This window comes from Streptomyces sp. NPDC048172 (genome assembly GCF_043202595.1).
GTDB lineage: Bacteria > Actinomycetota > Actinomycetes > Streptomycetales > Streptomycetaceae > Streptomyces.
Genome location: NZ_JBIDAT010000001.1, coordinates 1,201,284 through 1,218,798 on the forward strand (window position 1 = coordinate 1,201,284; position 17,515 = coordinate 1,218,798).

The following is a 17,515-nucleotide window of genomic DNA, read 5'->3' on the forward strand; positions in this document are numbered from 1 at the left end:
CCGGGGCGCTCAGCGGCGCTCGGCGCCCTTCGGCTCGCGTGCGGCGAGCCAGGCGGCGTGCAGCAGGGTCACGGCCCCGACCACGGCGAGCACCAGGCCCACCTTGGTCAGCGTGATCACCGGGGTCTCCACCCCGTCCGCGAACTGCCACAGCGCCAGCCCCACGAGCAGCAGGACCACGCCTTCGACGGTTTCCTTCATGACCTTCGACATCGTGTCCGTTCCCCCTCGGCGGCGCGTTTCCCGGGTTTCTCCGGCTGGTCACTACCGTATGCGCGGCGGCATGGGCCGCTCCTCGGCCTGCGGGACGAAGTGGGGGGAGCGGGCACTGCATCTTTCGGTGCAGTGCCGGGCGCGGGTGAATCGTCGCTGCTGACGACGTGTGCGCCGGGTCGTGCGGGCGAAGCTGGAGGGGTCCGGCAGGGCCGTATGCGAAAGGGGCGTCCCGCTCATGATCGTCACACTGATCGTCATCTGCGAGGTGGGCTTCTGGGTGCTGCTCGCCGCGGGGCTCGGGCTGCGCTACCTCGCGCGGATGCCGCGTACGGGCGCCGCCGTGCTGCTCTGCGAGCCGCTCCTGGAGGTCGTGCTCCTGGTCGTCACCGCGATCGACCTCAAGAACGGCGCCGAGCCCGACTTCAAGCACGGCCTGGCCGCCGCCTACATCGGCTTCAGCGTCACCTACGGCCACTACATGGTGAAGTGGGCCGACGGCCACTTCGTGCACCGCGTCCTCAAGGGCCCCCGCCCGCCCAAGCCGCCGCGGTACGGGACGGCGCGGGCCGTGCACGAGTGGAAGCTGTGCGCCCGCTCGGTCGGCGCCGCCGCGATCGCCGCGGTGCTGCTCCAGTGCGCCATCTGGTACGTCGGCGACGACGGCCAGAGCGAGTCCCTGCGGGGCTGGCAGATCCGGATGGGCGCGGTGGTCGTCATCAGCGTGGTCATCGCCCTGAGCTACACGCTGTGGCCGAAGAAGGACCCCTCCCCGGTGCCCGCGTCCTCACCCGAGCAGCGCCGCGACGCTCAGCAGTACGGGCACGGAGAGGAAGGTCGAGAGCAGGACCGACTCGCGGGCCAGCCGGACGCCCGTGCCGTAGCGCGAGGCGTACGTGAAAAGGTTCTGGGCCGCGGGAAGCGCTGAGGTCACCACGACCGTCAGCAGCGCCTTGCCCGACAGCCCGAAGACCCCGGCCCCGAGCGCCCACGCCACCGCGGGCTGCCCCACCGTCTTCAGCGCGACGGAGAGCAGCACCGGGACGCGCTCGGGGCCGCGCGCCGGTGCCGCGCTGCCGCGCAGCGAGATGCCGAACGCGAGGAGCACGGCCGGTACGGACATCCCGCCGATCAGCTCGAAGGGCTCCAGCACGGGCCCGGGCGGCTCCAGTCCGCTCGCCGAGACGGCGACGCCGGAGAGCGCGCCGATGACCACCGGGTTGCGGAACGGCGTGGTCAGCAGCCGCAGTACGCGCCGCCGCCCCGGCTCCTCGCCGCCGGGCTGCGACGTCGACAGGTCCAGTACGGTCAGCGCGCACGGCCCGATCACGAGCTGCTGGAGCAGCAGCACGGGCGCGACGAGCGAGGCGTCGCCCAGCACGTAGGCGGCGATGGGGATGCCGAGGTTCCCGGCGTTGACGTAGCTCGCGCACAGGGCGCCCACCGTGGACTGCCCGACGGGCCAGCGGCGTACGGCCGCCACCGCGACGAAGACCCCGGCCGCCGACAGCGTGCTGAGCGCGGTGATCAGCAGCGGGCCCGAGGCGATGACGTGCAGGTCGGTGGTGGCGAGGGTCTCGAAGAGCAGGGCCGGGGTGGCGACATGGAACGCGAGGTTGGTGAGGACCTGGCGTCCGCCCGTGCCGAGCAGCTCGTAGCGGCCGAGGACGTAGCCGGTCGCGATGACCGTGGCGATGACCGCGAAGCCGGTGATCACTCCGCCCACGGTCGCTCCGGGCGTACGGGACATATGCCGGGGTGCAGGGCGTGCTCCCTTATTCGGTGGGGACGGCCGGAACGGCCGCGTACGCTGACGATTCTCCGCTCGGGTGGAATGCCCGTACGAGGCGGGCCGGGAGAGGGGCGACGATGGACGAGCTGGAGCTGCTGAAGCGTTCGGGCGGGCCGGTGACCCGCCGCCGTATCGCGGCGGACCTGCGGGAACTCGGCGTGCGCGAGGGCGACCTCGTCATGTTCCACACGGAGCTGTCCGCGCTGGGTTACGTCGCGGGCGGGGCGCCCACCGTGATCTCCGCGCTCCAGGACGCCGTGGGCCCGCGCGGCACGCTGATGGTCTACGCGGGGTGGAACGACGCCCCGCCCTACGAGTGGACGACCTGGCCCGAGGAGTGGCAGGCGGCGATACGGGCCGGACACCCGGCGTTCGACCCGGAGGTGAGCGAGGCCGACCACGCCAACGGGCGGTTGCCGGAGGCCCTGCGCCGCTGGCCCGGCGCGGTGCGCAGCAGGCACCCGGACGTCAGCTTCGCCGCCGTCGGCGCGGACGCCGAGGAGCTGATGGCCGCGCACCCCTGGGACCATCCGCACGGCCCGGGCACCCCGCTCGCGCGACTGGCCGAAAAGGGCGGGCGCGTGCTGCTGCTGGGCGCGCCCCTCGACTCCCTCACGCTCCTGCACCACGCGGAGGCGCTGGCCGAGGCGCCGGGGAAGCGCTGGGTCGAGTACGAGCAGCCGGTGCGGGACGAGGCGGGGGAGCGGGTCTGGCGCCGCTTCCGCGACATCGACTCGGAGGACGGCGCGTTCGACTACGAGGCGCTGGACGCGGTCCCGGACGGCGAGTGGCCGTTCGCCGTCATCGCGCGCGACGCGCTCGCGGCGGGCGTCGGCGTGAGCGGCCGGGTGGGCGCGGGGGAGAGCCATCTCCTCGACGCGGCGCCGCTCGTCCGCTTCGCGGTCGACTGGATCGAGCGGGCCTTCCGCGCCTGACGGGGCCTCGCTGGCCTCACCCCGCGAAGAGGCAGAACGGATGCCCGGCGGGATCGAAGAGCACCCGCACGTCGTCCTGGGGCTGCTCCCCGGCGAGGACGGCGCCGGCGCTCACGGCGTGCGCCGTCGCCGCCGCGAGGTCCGTCACGCGCAGCTCCAGGTGCGCCATCTTGTGCGGCTCCCCGTCCCGTTCGGGCCACACGGGCGGCCGATACCAGCGCTCGGCCTGGAAGGCGAGCCCCGTGCCCTCGCCCGGGGGCCGCATCAGCACCCACTCGGACTCGGCGGCCTCGACGTGCCAGTCGGGGAAGAGCCGCTGGTAGAACGCGGCGAGTTCGTGCGCGTCCCGGCAGTCGAGGGTGACCGTCGCCAGCGCGAGAGAGGGATGCTTGTGCGTCATTCCGCGCCCCCTTCCCCGGCGCTGTGCTCCTGGACGAACGCCTCGACGCACCGCGCCGTGCTCTCGGCGTCCGTGTGCACATGCCCCCGCATCCCCAGCTCCCGCGCCGCCTCCACGTTCGCCGGGGTGTCGTCGACGAAGAGCGCCGCGCGCGGGGCCTCCGGGCCGCCGACCCGGCGCAGCGCGAGCGCGTAGACGCGGGGGTCCGGCTTGGCACAGCCCGCCTCGCAGGAGAGCACGACGTCCTCGACCACGTCCAGCATGCCCGCGGCCTCCACGAGCCGACGGGCGTGCGGCCAGGCGTTGCTGAGCAGCCCCGTGCGCGCCGCGCCGCGCTCGCGCAGCCCGCGCAGGCAGTCGACGAGCGTGGCGTCGTACGGGTACGGGGTCGTCATCTCCCGCTCGATCTCGGCGGCGGTCGCGGCGGAGACGCCGAGCCGCCCGCGCACCACCTCCCACCACTCGGGCTCGGTGACGCGGCCGATGCCGACCTGCTCGTCGCTGCCGCCGAAGAGGGCGGCGAGGAAGTCCCGTTCGGACAGTCGCAGCCGGGCGCTCCAGTTCTCGGTGAGCCCGGGGACGGTGTTGGGCACGAGCACGCCGCCTATGTCGAGCAGGACGACGGGCGTGACGGCCCGTACGGGATCGCTCACCGCTCGCCCCCCGGCACCCACAGCACGTCGCCCACCGAGACGTTCGCGGTGCGGGCGAGGATGAAGAGCAGGTCCGAGAGGCGGTTGAGGTAGGTCGCGGTGAGCGGGTTCATGGTCTCGCCGTGCTCCTCCATGGCCGCCCAGGTCGAGCGCTCCGCGCGGCGTACGACCGTGCACGCCTGGTGCAGCAGGGCCGCGCCGGGCGTACCGGCGGGGAGGATGAAGCTGCGCAGCTTCTCCAGCCCGGCGAGGAAGCGGTCGCAGTCGGCCTCCAGCTTGTCGATGTACTCCTGCTCGACGCGCAGCGGCGGGAACTCGGGGTCGGGGACGACCGGCGTGGACAGGTCGGCGCCCACGTCGAAGAGGTCGTTCTGCACGCGCGTGAGGACCGGCTTGAGCTCCTCGTCCAGGTCTCCGAGGGCGAGGGCGACCCCGATCGCGGCGTTGGCCTCGTTCGCGTCGGCGTACGCCGCGATGCGGGAGTCGGTCTTGGCGGTACGGCTCATGTCGCCGAGCGCCGTGGTGCCCTTGTCGCCGGTACGGGTGTAGATCCGCGTGAGGTTAACCATGGGCCCGAGCGTAGCCCTGCGGGCTGCCACGCCGTCTCCTCTGGGCTGGGCAGGGGCTGCCCCGTCCGGCGCGTTGCAGGCCGCGCCTGTGTTGTGGCTTGTCGCGCAGTTCCCCGCGCCCCTAGAGGTACGGGGCACTCCTCGGAGCGCCCCGCAGGGGCGCGGGGAACTGCGCGAGCAACCACCCACAACCCGCGGTCTGCGAGGGACAGGCGGGGCAACCCCTGTCCAGCCACGAAGCGCCGGGAACGTCTACGCTCCCGCCCGGCGAAAGAGGCGCGTGCCCCACGCCATCGAGACGGCCGCCAGCGCGAGGCCGACCAGGGCACCAGTGGCCACCGAGCCGTCCCCGTACTCGCCGACGAACGCGGCCCGCACGGCGTCCACGAGATAGCGGAACGGCACGGCGTGCGAGAGCCCGTCGAGCCAGCCGGGCGCCAGGGACATCGGCAGCAGGATGCCGGAGAGCAGCATCGCGGGCATGTTGACGGAGTTGATGACGGGCGCGAACTCCTGCGGGCTGTTCACGCGCATCGCCAGCGCGTACGACAGCGAGGCGAGCGAGGCCGCCAGCACCGCGACGAAGACGAAGCCGAGCAGCACCCCGAGGACGGGCGCGCGCAGCCCGAAGGCGAAGCCGACGAGGACGAGCAGCACGGACTGGACGAGCAGCTGGAGGACGTCGCGCACGATCCGCCCGAGCAGCAGCGCGAGGCGGCTGACGGGCGTCACACGCATCCGCTCCACCACCCCGTACTGCTTCTCGATGAGGATCGAGAATCCGGCGAACGCCGAGGAGAACAGCCCGAGCTGGACCAGCAGCCCCGGCACCAGCGTCTGCCAGGAGTCGCCGGAGCCGCCGAGCGGCACGTCCTCCAGCAGCGGGCCGAACAGGACGAGGAAGAGCATCGGCTGGAGCAGCCCGAAGAGCAGCCCGACGCGGGAGCCGAGGGTCTGGCGGACGTAGCGTCCGGCGATGACGCCGGTGTCGGCGAGGACGTGGGACACGGTCACACCGCCGCCGGGGTCTCGTCGCGCGCCGCCGGGCCGCGCCCGGTGACGGCGAGGAAGGCGTCCTGGAGGCTCGCGCCCGGCGAGCCCCCGTACGTGGACTTCAGCTCGGCGGGCGTCCCCTCGGCCACGATCCGCCCCTGGTCGACGACGACGAGGCGGTCGGCGAGCGCGTCGGCCTCGTCGAGGTAGTGCGTGGTGAGGAAGACCGTCATGCCCCGGTCGGCGCGGAGCCGCCGGATCAGCTCCCACAGGTCGGCGCGGCTGCCGGGGTCGAGCCCGGTCGTCGGCTCGTCGAGGAAGAGGACGCCGGGCCGGTGGGTGAGGCCCATGGCGATGTCGAGGCGGCGGCGCTGACCGCCGGACAGGGCGGCGCACTTGCTGTCGAGCAGCTCCGTCAGGTCCAGCTCCCCGGCCAGTTCGGCGGTGCGGGCCTCGGCCTCGGCGCGGGGCAGCCGGTAGAGCCGGGCCTGGGTCGTCAGCTCCTCGCGCACGGTGACGTTCGGGTCGACGCCGCCCGACTGCGCGACGTACCCGATCCGGGAGCGGACGCCGCGCGGGTCGCGGGCGAGGTCGTGGCCCGCGACGGTCGCGGTGCCGGAGGTGGGCGGCAGCAGCGTGGTGAGCATGCGGAGGGTCGTGGTCTTCCCGGCGCCGTTGGGCCCGAGGAAGCCGAGGATCTCGCCGCTCTCGACGGTCAGGTCGATGCCGCGCACGGCCTCGACGGTGCGGTTCTTCGTCTGGAAGGTCCGGGTCAGCCCGGAGGTCTGGATGACGGGTGGCATGCGGAACAGAAAAACAGAGAGACTTAAATTTTGCAACGCCTCCAAAATTTCACCGTCCCCATCGGGCGCCTACGATGGGGCCATGGTCGGTACAGCCCCCACCGAGGGCCGCAGGGAGCGGAAGAAGCGGGAGACGCGGGAGCGGATCTCGGACGTCGCCACCGGGATGTTCCTGGAGCGCGGCTTCGACGCGGTGACCGTCGCCGAGATCGCGGAGGCCGCCGACGTCTCGGTCAACACGGTCTACAACTACTTCCCGGCCAAGGAGGACCTCTTCTTCGACCGCGAGGAGGAGATGGTCGACCGCCCCGCGCGCGCCGTGCGCGACCGGGAGCCCGGCGAGTCCGCCGCCGACGCGATCCTCGGCGGGATGCGCCGCGACATCCGTGACCGCAGCCTCTACGCCGGGATGATGGAGGGGTACGACGACTTCATGCGCGTCGTCCGGGAGTCGCCCGCGCTGATCGCCCGGCTGATGATGATGCAGCAGCGCACGGCCGACAGGCTGCGCGTCACGCTCCAGGAGGAGACGGGCGCCGAGCCCGGCGACCCGCTGCCGGAGCTGGTCGCCAGCCAGCTCGTCCACGTCAGCAATGTCGTCTTCCGTGCCGCCGTCCGGGGGATCGCCGAGGGGAGGTCGAAGGACGAGGTCGCGCGCGAGTCGCTCGCCAAGCTCGACGCGTTCGAGACCCTGACGACCGACGCGTTCCTCAACTACGCGACACGCGCGGGGCGCTGAGCGAATGTGATGTCCGCCATGTGAGACGTGATACGTGTCTCTTCACGGCCCATGGCCCAGTGAGAAACGCTAGTGTCCGCCCAACGGACAAGCAGAATCAACGGTGGAGGGTGAAAACCGTGGCGAAGAAGCTCGCCGTCATCGGAGCCGGACTCATGGGCTCCGGAATCGCGCAGGTCTCGGCCCAGGCGGGCTGGGACGTCGTGCTCCGAGACGTGACGGACGAGGCTCTGACCCGCGGCACCGACGGCATCAAGGCGTCCTTCGACAAGTTCGTCGCCAAGGGCAAGCTCGACGCCGCCGACGCCGAGGCGGCGCTCGCGCGCATCAGCACCACCACCGAGCTGGACGGCGCGGCCGACGCGGACATCGTCGTCGAGGCCGTCTTCGAGAAGATCGAGGTCAAGCGGGAGATCTTCGCGGCCCTCGACAAGATCGTGCGCGACGAGGCCGTGCTCGCCTCCAACACCTCCGCGATCCCGATCACCAAGATCGCGGCGGCCACGGAGCGCCCCGAGCGCGTCGTCGGCACGCACTTCTTCTCGCCCGTGCCGATGATGGGCCTGTGCGAGCTGGTGCGCGGCCACAAGACGAGCGACGAAACGCTCGCCACGGCACGCGAGTTCGCCGAGTCCACCGGCAAGACCTGCGTCGTCGTCAACCGTGACGTCGCGGGCTTCGTGACGACGCGGCTGATCTCGGCCCTCGTCGTCGAGGCCGCGAAGCTCTACGAGTCGGGCGTCGCCTCCGCCGAGGACATCGACACGGCCTGCAAGCTCGGCTTCGGCCACGCCATGGGCCCCCTCGCCACCGCCGATCTCACGGGCGTCGACATCCTGCTGCACGCCACGGAGAACATCTGGACCGAGTCCAAGGACGGCAAGTTCGCGCCGCCGGAACTCATGCGGCGCATGGTGGACGCGGGTGACCTGGGGCGCAAGAGCGGACAGGGCTTCTACGCGCACTGAGCGCGTCCGCCGGGAACGCCCTCCCTCGGGAGGGTGAACTCGGTATCGGTTCGAGCACGGACGGCAACTTCGCTGCCCCTTCGGCAGTCAGTTGTGGTGAAACACGTATACGCAAAGGTGCACGGCTCACAGGTTCACGCACGCGGACACTTCTCGGGGAGCAACATATGCACATCAGGGGCGACCACGCCGAGCTGGTCGTCGGGGGTCGTCTCGACGTCCGCAGCGCCGCGGACGCCCGTTCGGTCCTGCACAGCGCCGTCGACTCCGGCGACGGCGACCTCGTGCTGGACCTCGCGGAGCTCGACTCGTGGGACGCCACGGGGCTCGGCGTGATCATGGGAGCGCACCGGCGCGCGGGGCGCTGCGGCCGGCGGCTCGTCCTGCGGGAGGTCCCTCCGCAGATGCAGCGCCTGCTCGTGGCCACGCGACTGCACAGGATTCTCGCGATCGAGGGAGGAGCGGCCGGAGCTGCCCCTTCCGGGGAGTCCGGCGTCCAAATCCTCACAAAGCCATGACGTCCCGGCCCGCGCGACGCCGCTGCGGCTTCGGGATACTGGGCCGTGTGCCGTGCCGACGTGGCCGCCCTGGCGGTCACGCAGTACCGAGGCCGGGCGCGGCACCGTAACTGGGGGGCAACCGACGATGGATCAGTACGAGGGCGGAAAGGCGTACGAGCAGGGGAGCGGCGGACTCGCGCGCACGGCGCAACTGGTCGCGGCCGAATACCTGCTGACGGTCAATCCCGTCGACGGCAGCGAGATAGAACCCTGCCCGCCGGTCGAACGGCCGGGCAGACCCGAGAAACTCGACCCCGACGAACGCCCCGCGCCCCACGTACCGCCCCGGCTTCCGGGGGCCCGCGCGGCCGTGCACATACCGTTGCTGGAGCGCGAGGAGGAGCGTGAGCGGCTGGGCCGCCTGCTCTCCCGCGGCCGTTCCGTACGCCTGACGGGGCCCTCCGGGGCCGGACGCAGCGCCCTGCTCGACGCGGTCGCCGAGGACGTCGACGAGCTCGCGCCCGACGGCGTCGTCCGCCTCAGCGGCTACCACCGCACCCCGTCCGACCTGCTCCACGACCTCTTCTCCGCCGTCCACCACGCCCCGCTGCACCGCCCCGGGCGCGCCGAGCTGGACGAGGCGCTCGCCACGGTCGGTGCCGTCGTCGTCGTGGACGACCTGGAGTTCGGCGGCGCCGCGCTCGACGAGCTCCTCCAGGCCACCCCCGAGTGCGCCTTCCTCCTCGCCACCACCCCGGACATCGCCGCGCCGTCCGCGGACGCGCACGTCGAGGAGGTCTTCCTCGCCGGGATCAGCCGCACCGCCTGCCTCGAACTCCTGGAGCACGCCGTCAACCGGCCCCTCACCGACGAGGAGGCCGACTGGGCCGCGGACCTGTGGTTCGACTCCGAGGGGCTGGCGCTGCGCTTCGTCCAGGCCGGGGCGCTGCTGCGCGACCAGGGCCGCCCGCCCGCCGCCTCCACCGGGGCCGCGCTCGTCCCGGCCGCCGTCGCCGGGCTCTCCGGGAACGCCCGCCAGGCGCTCCGCTTCGCCCTCGCGCTCGACGGCGAACTCCCGCACCACAGCCACCTGCCCGCGCTCACCGGCGACCCGCACGCCGACGAGGCCGTCGCCGAACTGGCCGACGCCGGGCTGATCACCCTCGCGGGCGCCCACCACCGGCTGGCCGCCGGGGTCGCCGAGCAGCTCGCCGAGAGCGACGCGGCGGCCGACGCGCGAAGCACGGGCTCCGGCGGAGACGCCGGTCCCTCCGACAGCGCCGCCGACGGCACCGCCGCCTGCGCGCTCGCGGCCGCCCAGCACTACGCCTGGTGGACCGGGCACCCCTCGGTCTCGCCCGAGCGCGCCGCCGCCGAGTCCGACGCGATCCTCGCCGCCGTGCGCGGCGCGCAGCGCGCCGGGCACGCCAGCACCGCCGTGCTCCTCGCCCGTACCGCGGCGCCCGTCCTCGCGGCCGGGCTGCGCTGGTCCGCCTGGGAGCGGGTGCTGCGCGCCGGGCAGGAGGCCGCGCGGCTCTCCGGAGAGGTCGCCGAAGAGGCCTACTTCCACCACGAGTTGGGCGTCCTCGCGCTCAGCACCGGCCAGCCGGAGCGGGCCCGCGCCGAGCTGGAGGCCTCGCTCGGGCTGCGCGGCACGCTCGCCGAGCAGCGCGGCGTCGTCGCCGGGCGCCGGGCGCTCACCCTCGTCTCCGACCGGCTGGGAGAGCACGAGACGGCCGTGGTGCCGCCGGCGCCCTCGGGGCTCTCGCAGTCGCAGACCGGCGCCGTACGGCCGCCCGAGGCCGCCGAGGAGTCGACGCCGCCGCCCGCGCCCGCGATCCCGCAGACGGTGATCTCGCCGCCCGCGACGACCTCCTCGTCCGCCGCGGTGACGGCCTCGGTGCCGGGGGCGTCGTCCTCCCGCCGCAGGCTCGCCTTCCACGGCAGCAAGCGGAACGTCCTCGCGGCGAGCGCGGGCGCGCTCCTCGCCGCCGTCCTCGGCACCATCGTCACGCTCGGCACCACCTCGGGCGACGGCGGCGAGCCGGACACCGTCAAGCCCGAGCAGTCCGCGTCCCAGGGCGAGGGCGGGGACGGGCTGAACGCGGACAAGCCCGCCTCCACCACCGGCGGGTCCACGACCCGCTCGCAGCAGCCCGCCGCGGGGACGACGCCCCCGGCCAGCCCGGAGCGCCCGTCCGCGACGCGGGAGACCTCCGAGTCGCCGGAGCAGCCCCCCAGCTCCTCCGACGCCTCGCCGTCGCGGCCGACCGACCCGCCGACGAAGCCCACGGACCCGCCGACCAAACCGACGGACCCCCCGACCAAGCCCACGGACCCGCCGACGAAGCCGACCGATCCGCCGACGAAGCCCACGGACGACCCGTCGCCGAGCGACACGGACGACCCGCCGACCGAGGGCAGCCCCTCGGGCTCGGGCCCGGGGTCCGGCTCGGGTTCCGGCTCCGGTTCGGCGGCGGTCTGACAGCGGGTCTCCGCGGTTAGCCGCAGAGACCCGACTCCCACGCCCACGCGGCGATCTCGACGCGGTTGCGCGCGTCGAGCTTGCGCTGCACGTTGCCCAGGTGCGTCTTGACCGTGGACAGGGTGACGTACAGCTCCGCCGCGACCTCCTCGTTCGTCCGCCCGCGCGCCACGAGGCGTACGACGTCCAACTCCCGCTCCGTCAGCGGCTCCACGGGGCCGCGCGCGGGCGGGGGAGCGGGCGCCGGGGTGGGTGCGGGCTCCGGCGGGGTCATGTGGCGCAGCAGCCGCACCGTGATCGACGGGGAGATCATCGAGTCGCCGTGCGCCGCCGCGCGCACGGCCTCGGCGAGCAGCGCGGGCGAGCCGTCCTTCAGCAGGAAGCCGCACGCCCCGTCGCGCAGCGCCCGGTACACGTACTCGTCGAGGTCGAAGGTGGTCGCGATCAGCACGTTCAGCGGGTCGCGCGCCTCGGGGCCCGCGAGCTGCCGGGTGGCCTCCAGCCCGTCCAGCTCCGGCATCCGGATGTCGAGCAGGCAGACGTCGGGGCGCAGGCGGCGGGCCTCGGCGACCGCGGTGGCGCCGTCGGCGGCCTCCGCGACGACCTGGATGTCGGGCTGCGCCTCCAGGATCATCCGGAAGGCGGCCCGGACCATTTCCTGGTCGTCGGCGAGGAGCACGCGGATCGTCTTGGCGTTCACCGTTCCCATGATCCCAGAGGCAGTTCGGCGCCGACCCGCCATCCCGGCGTTCCGTCCTCGCGCGGCCCCGCGGCGAAGGTCCCGCCCAGCGCCTCCACGCGCTCGGCCAGCCCCGTCAGCCCGAATCCGGAACGCCCGGACCCCGCCTTCCCCGCCTTCTCGGACGGCGGCGCGTGGCCGTCGTCCGTGACGGTCACGGCCAAGGTGCCCTCGGGCGTCGGCCGTACGTCCACGGAGACCCGTCCCACGCCCTCGCCGTGCTTGCGGATGTTGGTCAGCGACTCGCGCACCAGCCGGTGCGCCGCCGTGGTCAGCGCGGGCGGCAGTCCGCGACCGGGCTCCGTCACCTCCGGGGCGAGAGTCAGCTCGGCTCTCGCGGGCCCCGCCGCCGTGAACTCCTCGGTGAGGGCCCGCAGCGTCCCGTCCAGGTCCCCCGAGGGGCGGGTGGTGGCCGGGCCCTCGCCGGGCGCGCGGAGCACCGAGACCATGCCGCGCATCGACTCGATGGCCTGGGAGCCCGCCCGTTCGATGCCCGCCATCATCCGGTCGAGGTCGTCGGGCGCGGGCGCGTGGCCCTTCGCGGTGGCGTACCGCACGGCCTTGGTCTGCGCGACGATCGCGGTGACGTGGTGCGCCACGAAGTCGTGCAGCTCCCGCGCGTACTCCAGGCGCTGCGCCTGCCGGTCCGCCTCGCGCTCGCGGGAGCGGAAGGTGTCCAGCAGTCGCAGGTAGAGGCCGAGGACGAACGCGAGCACCAGCGCGAAGAAGATCACGGGCTCGGCGATCTGGCCCACGTCGCCGTACTCGGTGCGCGGCAGCCGCAGCGGCTGCAGACCGGCGGCGAGCCCGCTCGCGGCCGACAGCAGTGCCGCGGTCACCAGGCGCGCGCGCCGTACGGCACGGGTCACGATGAAGAGCAGCGCGCCCAGCTCCACCGCGCCGAACGTGACCTCGGGACGGTGGCTGAGCCGCATGGTGACCACGGACAGCACGCCGGACGCCGTCACGGCGACGGCGGCGGTCCAGGAGAAGCGCTCGACGGGGACCACGAGCGCCGCCACGCACAGCGCGCCCGTGACGACGGTCGCGACGGCCGTGGGCACGTACCCCGTGGCCGATCCCTCGGCGACGAGCAGGGCCAGCACCAGGAGAGCCGCCACGGCGAGCAGCGCCCGGCGGAGTGGGGAGCGGAGCGGTTGGGCGGGGATCATGCTGCCTCACGTTACGGGCGGGCCGCGGCGCCCACCTCGAACTTTCGGACGACACGGGGCCCCGGCCCCGCCGTCCGGTCGGCTGGACGGCTGATCCGCCGCGGGGCCGCCGCCGCACAGGATCGAGGGGTCCACCGCCCGACCCGCGTCCCGCCGAGGCCCCCATGCCCGCTGCCCCACGCCCGCTGCGCGCCGTGGCGCGCCCCCTGCGCTCCCTGCGGGCGCACGCGTCCCGCTTCGCGCTGCCCGCCCTCGCCGTCCTGCTCGGCGTCGCGTTCGTCACCGGCTCGCTGCTGTACGGCGAGTCCGCGCGGACCGCCGTCGAGCGGGCCCGCGGCACCGTACCGCCCGACACGGCCGTCACGATCACCCCGTCCTCCGACGCCGAGGCCCCCGCAGGCGGCAACGGGAAGCCGCAGCTCGACGCCCGGCTGCCGGAGCGGCTGCGCGCGCTCCCGGGCGCCACCGGGGTGCGCGCCACGGCGGAGGGCAGCACGTTCGTGGCCGGGACCGACGGCACGCTCGTCGGCTCCCGCATGGACAGCGTGGGCGTCAACTACGCGCCGGGGAGGAACGGTTCGGACCCGCGCTACCCGCTCGCCGAGGGCCGGGGCCCGCACGCCGCCGGGGAGGTCGCGCTCGACCGGCGCACCGCCGAGCGCGCGGGCCACCGGGTCGGCGACCGGATCCGCGTCGTCGTCGACGGGGACGCGCGCGACGTCCGGCTCGTCGGCCTCCTCACCGCGGACGACGACGCGCGCGTCGCCTCCGGCGGCGCGCTGACCGCCTTCGACGAGGCCACGGCGCGCCGCCAGTTCGGCCTCACCGCGATCTCCCTGGCCGCCACGCCCGGCACCGGGCAGGCGGGGGAGGAGCGGCTCGCGGCGGGCGCGCAGAAGGTGCTGCCGCGCGACGCCGAGGCCGTCACCCGCACCGAGGCACGCGCCACGGCCGCGGCGGAGGCGGGCGCCGAGGGCGACAAGACGACGGGGCTGCTGCTGAGCTTCGCCTCCGTCGTGCTGCTCGTCGCCGGCTTCCTCGTCGCCAACACCTTCGCCATGCTCACCGCGGCACGCGCCCGCGAGCACGCCCTGCTCCGCGTCGTCGGCGCCACCCGCGCCCACGTCCTGCGGCTCGTCCTCGGCGAGGCGCTGCTCGTCGGCACCGCCGCCTCCGTCCTCGGCTACCCGCTCGGCGCCGCGCTCGCGACGGCGATGAAGGCCTGGTTCCCCGTCAACGAGGGCGCCGTGGACGTGCCGCTGTCCTTCGTCTCCCTCCCGGCCGGGCTGGCCGCGCTCGCGGTCGGCGTCGGCGTCACCGCGCTCGCGGCGTACGTCCCGGCGCGCCGGGCCGCACGCGTCTCGCCCATGGCCGCGCTCCGGACCGACGTCCCGGCCACGCCCGCCGCGCTGCGCCGCCGCAACGTCCTGGGCTGCGCCGTCACCGGCCTCGGCGCGCTGCTCCTGTGGTACCTCAGCGACACCCCCGACCTCGACATGGTCACGGTCGCCGGGGCGGTGCTCATGGCGGGCCTGATCATCCTCACCCCGTGGCTCGCCGTCGGCCTCGGCGCCGTGCTGCGCGGCCCGCTGCGCCGCATCGCGGGCGTACGCGGCACGCTCGCCGTCGAGAACGCCCGCCGCAGCCCACGCCGTACGGCCGCGACCGCCTCGGCCCTCATGATCGGCCTCGGGCTCATCACGGCCGCGGGCATCGGCACGTCCTCGCTGAGCGGCATGGCGGAACGCGACGCGGCCCGCGAGATGGTGTCCGACCTGCGCGTCACCGCCGTCGACTTCGCCGAGGTCGGCGACGGCACGGCGCGCCGCGTCGCCCGCGTCCCCGGCGCCGAGGCCGTCACCCCGACGGTGTCCACGGGCGTCCCGCTCGGCGGCGACCGTGAGCTCGCGGCGACCGCGGTGGACCCCCGTACGGCCGCCCGCGCGGCGGACCTCACGCTCATCGACGGCACGCTGGACCGCCTGGGTCGCCACGGGGTCGCGGTCAGCCAGGAGGAGGCCGACTCCCGGGGCTGGAAGGTCGGTTCGAAGGTCGGCGAGCGCCGCGTAGTCGCGACGTACGAGGGCCCCGAGCGGCTCGGCTCCGCGCTCGTCCCCCTCACCGCCGCGCGCCCCGGCGAACGGCCCGACGAGATCGTCGTACGCGCCGCCTCCGGCCAGGCCGAGGCCGTCCGCGACCGGATCCGGGACACGCTCGACAACCCCGCACTGCTCGTCCAGGACCGCGCGGACGCGGCACGGGAGGCGGCACGGCCGTACGAGACGCTCCTGAACCTCGTCTCGGCGCTGCTCAGCATCGCCGTCCTGATCGGCACGCTCGGCGTGGTCGGCACGATGGCGATGGCCGTGCACGAACGGACACGCGAGATCGGCGTCCTCCGCGCGATCGGCATGGACCGCCGGGGCATCGCCTCGGTGATCCGCCTGGAGTCCCTGCTCATCTGCGCCCTCGGCGCGGTCCTCGGCCTCGCGGCGGGCACGGCCACGGCCCTCACGGCGGTGGCCACCCAGCCGGGCGCGACCCCCGTCATCCCCTGGCCCCACCTGACGCTGGCCCTGCTCGCGACGGTCGCCCTGGGAGTCCTGGCCTCCCTCCTCCCCGCCCGCCGCGCGGCGAACCTGCCGGTGCTGAACGCGGTGGGCGCCGAGAACGCATGAGGGCTGCCCCACTTGCGGCCCCGCCACGTGCACGCCGGGCCACGACACGTCGGCGCTCGCCCGGTTCAAGACTTCTGGGCTTGCCCGTTAAGGGGCGCGGGGAACTGCGCGACAAGCCACGACGCACTCGCAGCCCGCGAAGCACAGCCCGGGGCACCCCGAACCCGGCCCTTGCACCGGGGCACCCGGCGTGGGGGGCTGCGCTTGCCAACCCTGCGCCTTGCGCAGACTTCCCAAGCGCTGCAGGGAGAGCCAGGGGCGCGGGGAACTGCGCGGCCAGCCACGACGCAGGCGCGCCCCGCGAAGCACGGCCCGGGGCTCCCCGGGCGCGGCCCTCTTCTCCGGATGCGGGGTCAGAAGAGGCGGAGTTTGTCGTCCTCGATACCCCTGAGGGCGTCGTAGTCGAGGGTGACGCACCGGATGCCACGGTCAGTGGCGAGGACACGAGCCTGCGGCTTGATCTCCTGCGCCGCGAACACCCCCTCGACGGGAGCCAGATGAGGGTCCCGGTTCAAAAGCTCGAGGTAGCGCGTGAGCTGCTCGACCCCGTCGATCTCGCCGCGCCGCTTGATCTCGACGGCGATCGTCGTCCCGTCGGCGTCCCGCCCGAGGATGTCCACGGGCCCGATCGCCGTGGGGAACTCGCGCCGGATCAGCGTCCAGCCCTCGCCCAGGGTCTCCATCCGGTCGGCCAGCAGCTCCTGGAGGTGCGCCTCCACGCCGTCCTTGATGAGGCCCGGGTCCACGCCCAGCTCGTGCGAGGAGTCGTGCAGGACCTCCTCCATCGTGATGATGAGCTTCTCGCCCGCCTTGTTCTCCACCGTCCAGCGGGCGCCGTCGCCCTCGTCCTGCTCCTTCAGCGTGCAGGGCGGGGACATCCAGTTGAGCGGCTTGTACGCGCGGTCGTCCGCGTGGACGGAGACGGAGCCGTCGGCTTTGACGAGGATGAGCCTCGGGGCCGAGGGGAGATGTGCGGTGAGCCTGCCGGCGTAGTCGACCGAGCAGCGGGCGATGACGAGACGCATGGTCGGTCACGCTACTGGACCCGGCGGCTTCGGCGCGATTCGCCCCCGGAACGCCCGTTGCGGCACGTGCAGCGAGTATTTCGATTCTCATGCTGAGTGACGCCCTCGACCCTTACGGTTAAGGCGGGGGCGTCGCCGTCCGAGGTTGCGCGATTACGCGGTGGTGTCCCCAGGGCCCTCCCCACGGTCCTCCGGCTTGGGGAACCTCCCGGGTCGCGGGGCCCGCAGAGAGGGCGATACCCCCTAGAGACCCCGGCCTCCGGGCCGGGTCTGCGAGAGGAGAACCCATGTCGCTCGACGTCCCACCTGCGCTTCTGGAGCAAGCTGAGCGTGGCGAGGTGGATGAGGCGGCGTTCGTCGACTGCGTCCGCACCTCTCTCCCGTACGCGTGGGAGATGATCAGCTCGCTCGTCGCGCAATTGAAGGTGGACGGCGGGGAGTTCGCCGACAATCAGACACCGCCCCCGGACGAGCAGGCCCGTGGCCAGCTCCTGCGGGCGCTTGCGAGTGACGCCATTCGCGGCGCCCTGCAGCGCCATTTCGGGGTGCGGCTCGCGTTCCAGAACTGTCACCGGGTGGCGGTCTTCCCGCTCGACCCCTCGGTGGACGAGCGTCTGACGCGCTTCACCTCTGTCCGTGGGCAGTTGCTGAACCAGTCGCCCGAGCTGCGGGACTGCTAGGGCGCAGGTGTCCGCAGGTAGCCGTACAGGTATCCCGTACAGGTATCCGTAGGTGCCGTTGCGGCGGGGGGCGCGCACCCCCCCCACCGCCCGGCCCCGCCGGGGGCCCCGGGCGCGGGGGGGCCCCAGAGCGGGCGGGCCCCCCACCCCCCCCCCCCGGCCGGCCCCCCC

The 17,515-nt window shown here is 74.1% G+C and carries 17 protein-coding genes; 7 read left to right on the top strand and 10 right to left on the bottom strand.

Translation table 11 applies throughout. From position 1 onward, the window contains the following. Positions 1 to 9: 9 nt before the first annotated feature. Together ACGF3A_RS05515 and ACGF3A_RS05520 are read right to left on the bottom strand one after the other, a co-directional pair. Positions 10 to 213 carry a DUF5708 family protein gene (locus ACGF3A_RS05515; protein WP_393726014.1) on the bottom strand — a complete coding sequence of 68 codons (204 nt, stop codon included), beginning with the start codon at positions 211 to 213 and terminating at the stop codon, positions 10 to 12. A gap of 787 nt (positions 214 to 1,000) precedes the next feature. Further along, positions 1,001 to 1,939 carry an AEC family transporter gene (locus ACGF3A_RS05520; RefSeq protein WP_393726016.1) on the bottom strand — a complete coding sequence of 313 codons (939 nt, stop codon included), beginning with the start codon at positions 1,937 to 1,939 and terminating at the stop codon, positions 1,001 to 1,003. Positions 1,940 to 2,082: 143 nt separating this feature from the next. Here ACGF3A_RS05520 and aac(3) point away from each other — a divergent pair, with 143 nt between their 5' ends. Then, positions 2,083 to 2,940 carry an aminoglycoside 3-N-acetyltransferase gene (gene aac(3), locus ACGF3A_RS05525; protein WP_393726018.1) on the top strand — a complete coding sequence of 286 codons (858 nt, stop codon included), beginning with the start codon at positions 2,083 to 2,085 and terminating at the stop codon, positions 2,938 to 2,940. A gap of 16 nt (positions 2,941 to 2,956) precedes the next feature. Here the strand turns inward: aac(3) and ACGF3A_RS05530 are convergent, their stop codons facing one another. From ACGF3A_RS05530 to ACGF3A_RS05550, 5 genes are all read right to left on the bottom strand, one after another. Continuing rightward, the gene (locus tag ACGF3A_RS05530) at positions 2,957 to 3,340 is read right to left on the bottom strand and encodes a VOC family protein (protein WP_393726020.1); all 384 of its coding nucleotides are present in this window, start codon (positions 3,338 to 3,340) and stop codon (positions 2,957 to 2,959) included. After that, positions 3,337 to 3,993, bottom strand: coding sequence for an HAD family hydrolase (locus ACGF3A_RS05535; RefSeq protein ID WP_393726022.1), 657 nt, complete (start codon positions 3,991 to 3,993; stop codon positions 3,337 to 3,339). Before ACGF3A_RS05535 ends, ACGF3A_RS05530 begins: the two co-directional genes overlap by 4 nt. After that, entirely contained in the window at positions 3,990 to 4,562 is a 573-nt protein-coding gene (locus ACGF3A_RS05540) for a cob(I)yrinic acid a,c-diamide adenosyltransferase (protein ID WP_393726024.1), read from the bottom strand. Before ACGF3A_RS05540 ends, ACGF3A_RS05535 begins: the two co-directional genes overlap by 4 nt. A 252-nt stretch (positions 4,563 to 4,814) precedes the next feature. Beyond that, positions 4,815 to 5,570: an ABC transporter permease gene (locus ACGF3A_RS05545; protein WP_393726026.1), complete on the bottom strand. Its 756-nt coding sequence runs from the start codon at positions 5,568 to 5,570 to the stop codon at positions 4,815 to 4,817. A 2-nt stretch (positions 5,571 to 5,572) separates the two neighbouring features. Next, positions 5,573 to 6,358, bottom strand: a complete 786-nt coding sequence (locus ACGF3A_RS05550) for an ABC transporter ATP-binding protein (RefSeq protein ID WP_393726028.1) — start codon at positions 6,356 to 6,358, stop codon at positions 5,573 to 5,575. Positions 6,359 to 6,440: 82 nt separating this feature from the next. Here ACGF3A_RS05550 and ACGF3A_RS05555 point away from each other — a divergent pair, with 82 nt between their 5' ends. The 4 genes from ACGF3A_RS05555 (at position 6,441) to ACGF3A_RS05570 (ending at position 11,050) form a co-directional block, all read left to right on the top strand. Then, entirely contained in the window at positions 6,441 to 7,097 is a 657-nt protein-coding gene (locus ACGF3A_RS05555) for a TetR/AcrR family transcriptional regulator (RefSeq protein ID WP_393726030.1), read from the top strand. Between the two features lie 119 nt (positions 7,098 to 7,216). Continuing rightward, a complete protein-coding gene (locus tag ACGF3A_RS05560; RefSeq protein ID WP_393726032.1) occupies positions 7,217 to 8,065 on the top strand; it encodes a 3-hydroxyacyl-CoA dehydrogenase family protein in 849 nt (282 codons plus the stop codon). 167 nt (positions 8,066 to 8,232) lie between these two features. Beyond that, the gene (locus ACGF3A_RS05565) at positions 8,233 to 8,583 is read left to right on the top strand and encodes an STAS domain-containing protein (RefSeq protein ID WP_393726034.1); all 351 of its coding nucleotides are present in this window, start codon (positions 8,233 to 8,235) and stop codon (positions 8,581 to 8,583) included. Between the two features lie 127 nt (positions 8,584 to 8,710). Continuing rightward, a complete protein-coding gene (locus tag ACGF3A_RS05570) occupies positions 8,711 to 11,050 on the top strand; it encodes an ATP-binding protein (protein ID WP_393726036.1) in 2,340 nt (779 codons plus the stop codon). 16 nt (positions 11,051 to 11,066) lie between these two features. On the opposite strand, the gene ACGF3A_RS05575 is transcribed toward ACGF3A_RS05570, so the two are convergent. Next, positions 11,067 to 11,759, bottom strand: a complete 693-nt coding sequence (locus tag ACGF3A_RS05575) for a response regulator (protein ID WP_393726038.1) — start codon at positions 11,757 to 11,759, stop codon at positions 11,067 to 11,069. Next, positions 11,747 to 12,961 carry a sensor histidine kinase gene (locus ACGF3A_RS05580; RefSeq protein WP_393726040.1) on the bottom strand — a complete coding sequence of 405 codons (1,215 nt, stop codon included), beginning with the start codon at positions 12,959 to 12,961 and terminating at the stop codon, positions 11,747 to 11,749. The genes ACGF3A_RS05575 and ACGF3A_RS05580 overlap by 13 nt, the downstream gene beginning before the upstream one ends. A 164-nt stretch (positions 12,962 to 13,125) precedes the next feature. On the opposite strand from ACGF3A_RS05580, the gene ACGF3A_RS05585 reads away from it, so the two are divergent. Further along, entirely contained in the window at positions 13,126 to 15,639 is a 2,514-nt protein-coding gene (locus tag ACGF3A_RS05585) for an ABC transporter permease (protein WP_393726042.1), read from the top strand. A gap of 353 nt (positions 15,640 to 15,992) precedes the next feature. Here the strand turns inward: ACGF3A_RS05585 and nucS are convergent, their stop codons facing one another. Next, on the bottom strand, positions 15,993 to 16,664 hold the full coding sequence (nucS, locus tag ACGF3A_RS05590) for an endonuclease NucS (RefSeq protein ID WP_344526740.1): 672 nt from the start codon (positions 16,662 to 16,664) through the stop codon (positions 15,993 to 15,995). 287 nt (positions 16,665 to 16,951) lie between these two features. Here nucS and ACGF3A_RS05595 point away from each other — a divergent pair, with 287 nt between their 5' ends. Beyond that, positions 16,952 to 17,344, top strand: coding sequence for an SCO5389 family protein (locus ACGF3A_RS05595; protein ID WP_393726044.1), 393 nt, complete (start codon positions 16,952 to 16,954; stop codon positions 17,342 to 17,344). Positions 17,345 to 17,515 lie beyond the last annotated feature (171 nt).

What these genes read in the sequence shown, in the direction of transcription:
- ACGF3A_RS05565 (WP_393726034.1), top strand. Translation starts at nt 8,233, where the DNA reads ATGCACATCAGGGGCGACCACGCCGAGCTGGTCGTCGGGGGTCGTCTC.
- ACGF3A_RS05580 (WP_393726040.1), bottom strand. Translation starts at nt 12,961, where the DNA reads ATGATCCCCGCCCAACCGCTCCGCTCCCCACTCCGCCGGGCGCTGCTC.
- ACGF3A_RS05555 (WP_393726030.1), top strand. Translation starts at nt 6,441, where the DNA reads ATGGTCGGTACAGCCCCCACCGAGGGCCGCAGGGAGCGGAAGAAGCGG.
- ACGF3A_RS05530 (WP_393726020.1), bottom strand. Translation starts at nt 3,340, where the DNA reads ATGACGCACAAGCATCCCTCTCTCGCGCTGGCGACGGTCACCCTCGAC.
- ACGF3A_RS05595 (WP_393726044.1), top strand. Translation starts at nt 16,952, where the DNA reads ATGTCGCTCGACGTCCCACCTGCGCTTCTGGAGCAAGCTGAGCGTGGC.
- ACGF3A_RS05585 (WP_393726042.1), top strand. Translation starts at nt 13,126, where the DNA reads ATGCCCGCTGCCCCACGCCCGCTGCGCGCCGTGGCGCGCCCCCTGCGC.
- ACGF3A_RS05540 (WP_393726024.1), bottom strand. Translation starts at nt 4,562, where the DNA reads ATGGTTAACCTCACGCGGATCTACACCCGTACCGGCGACAAGGGCACC.
- ACGF3A_RS05575 (WP_393726038.1), bottom strand. Translation starts at nt 11,759, where the DNA reads ATGGGAACGGTGAACGCCAAGACGATCCGCGTGCTCCTCGCCGACGAC.
- nucS (WP_344526740.1), bottom strand. Translation starts at nt 16,664, where the DNA reads ATGCGTCTCGTCATCGCCCGCTGCTCGGTCGACTACGCCGGCAGGCTC.
- ACGF3A_RS05550 (WP_393726028.1), bottom strand. Translation starts at nt 6,358, where the DNA reads ATGCCACCCGTCATCCAGACCTCCGGGCTGACCCGGACCTTCCAGACG.
- ACGF3A_RS05515 (WP_393726014.1), bottom strand. Translation starts at nt 213, where the DNA reads ATGTCGAAGGTCATGAAGGAAACCGTCGAAGGCGTGGTCCTGCTGCTC.
- ACGF3A_RS05570 (WP_393726036.1), top strand. Translation starts at nt 8,711, where the DNA reads ATGGATCAGTACGAGGGCGGAAAGGCGTACGAGCAGGGGAGCGGCGGA.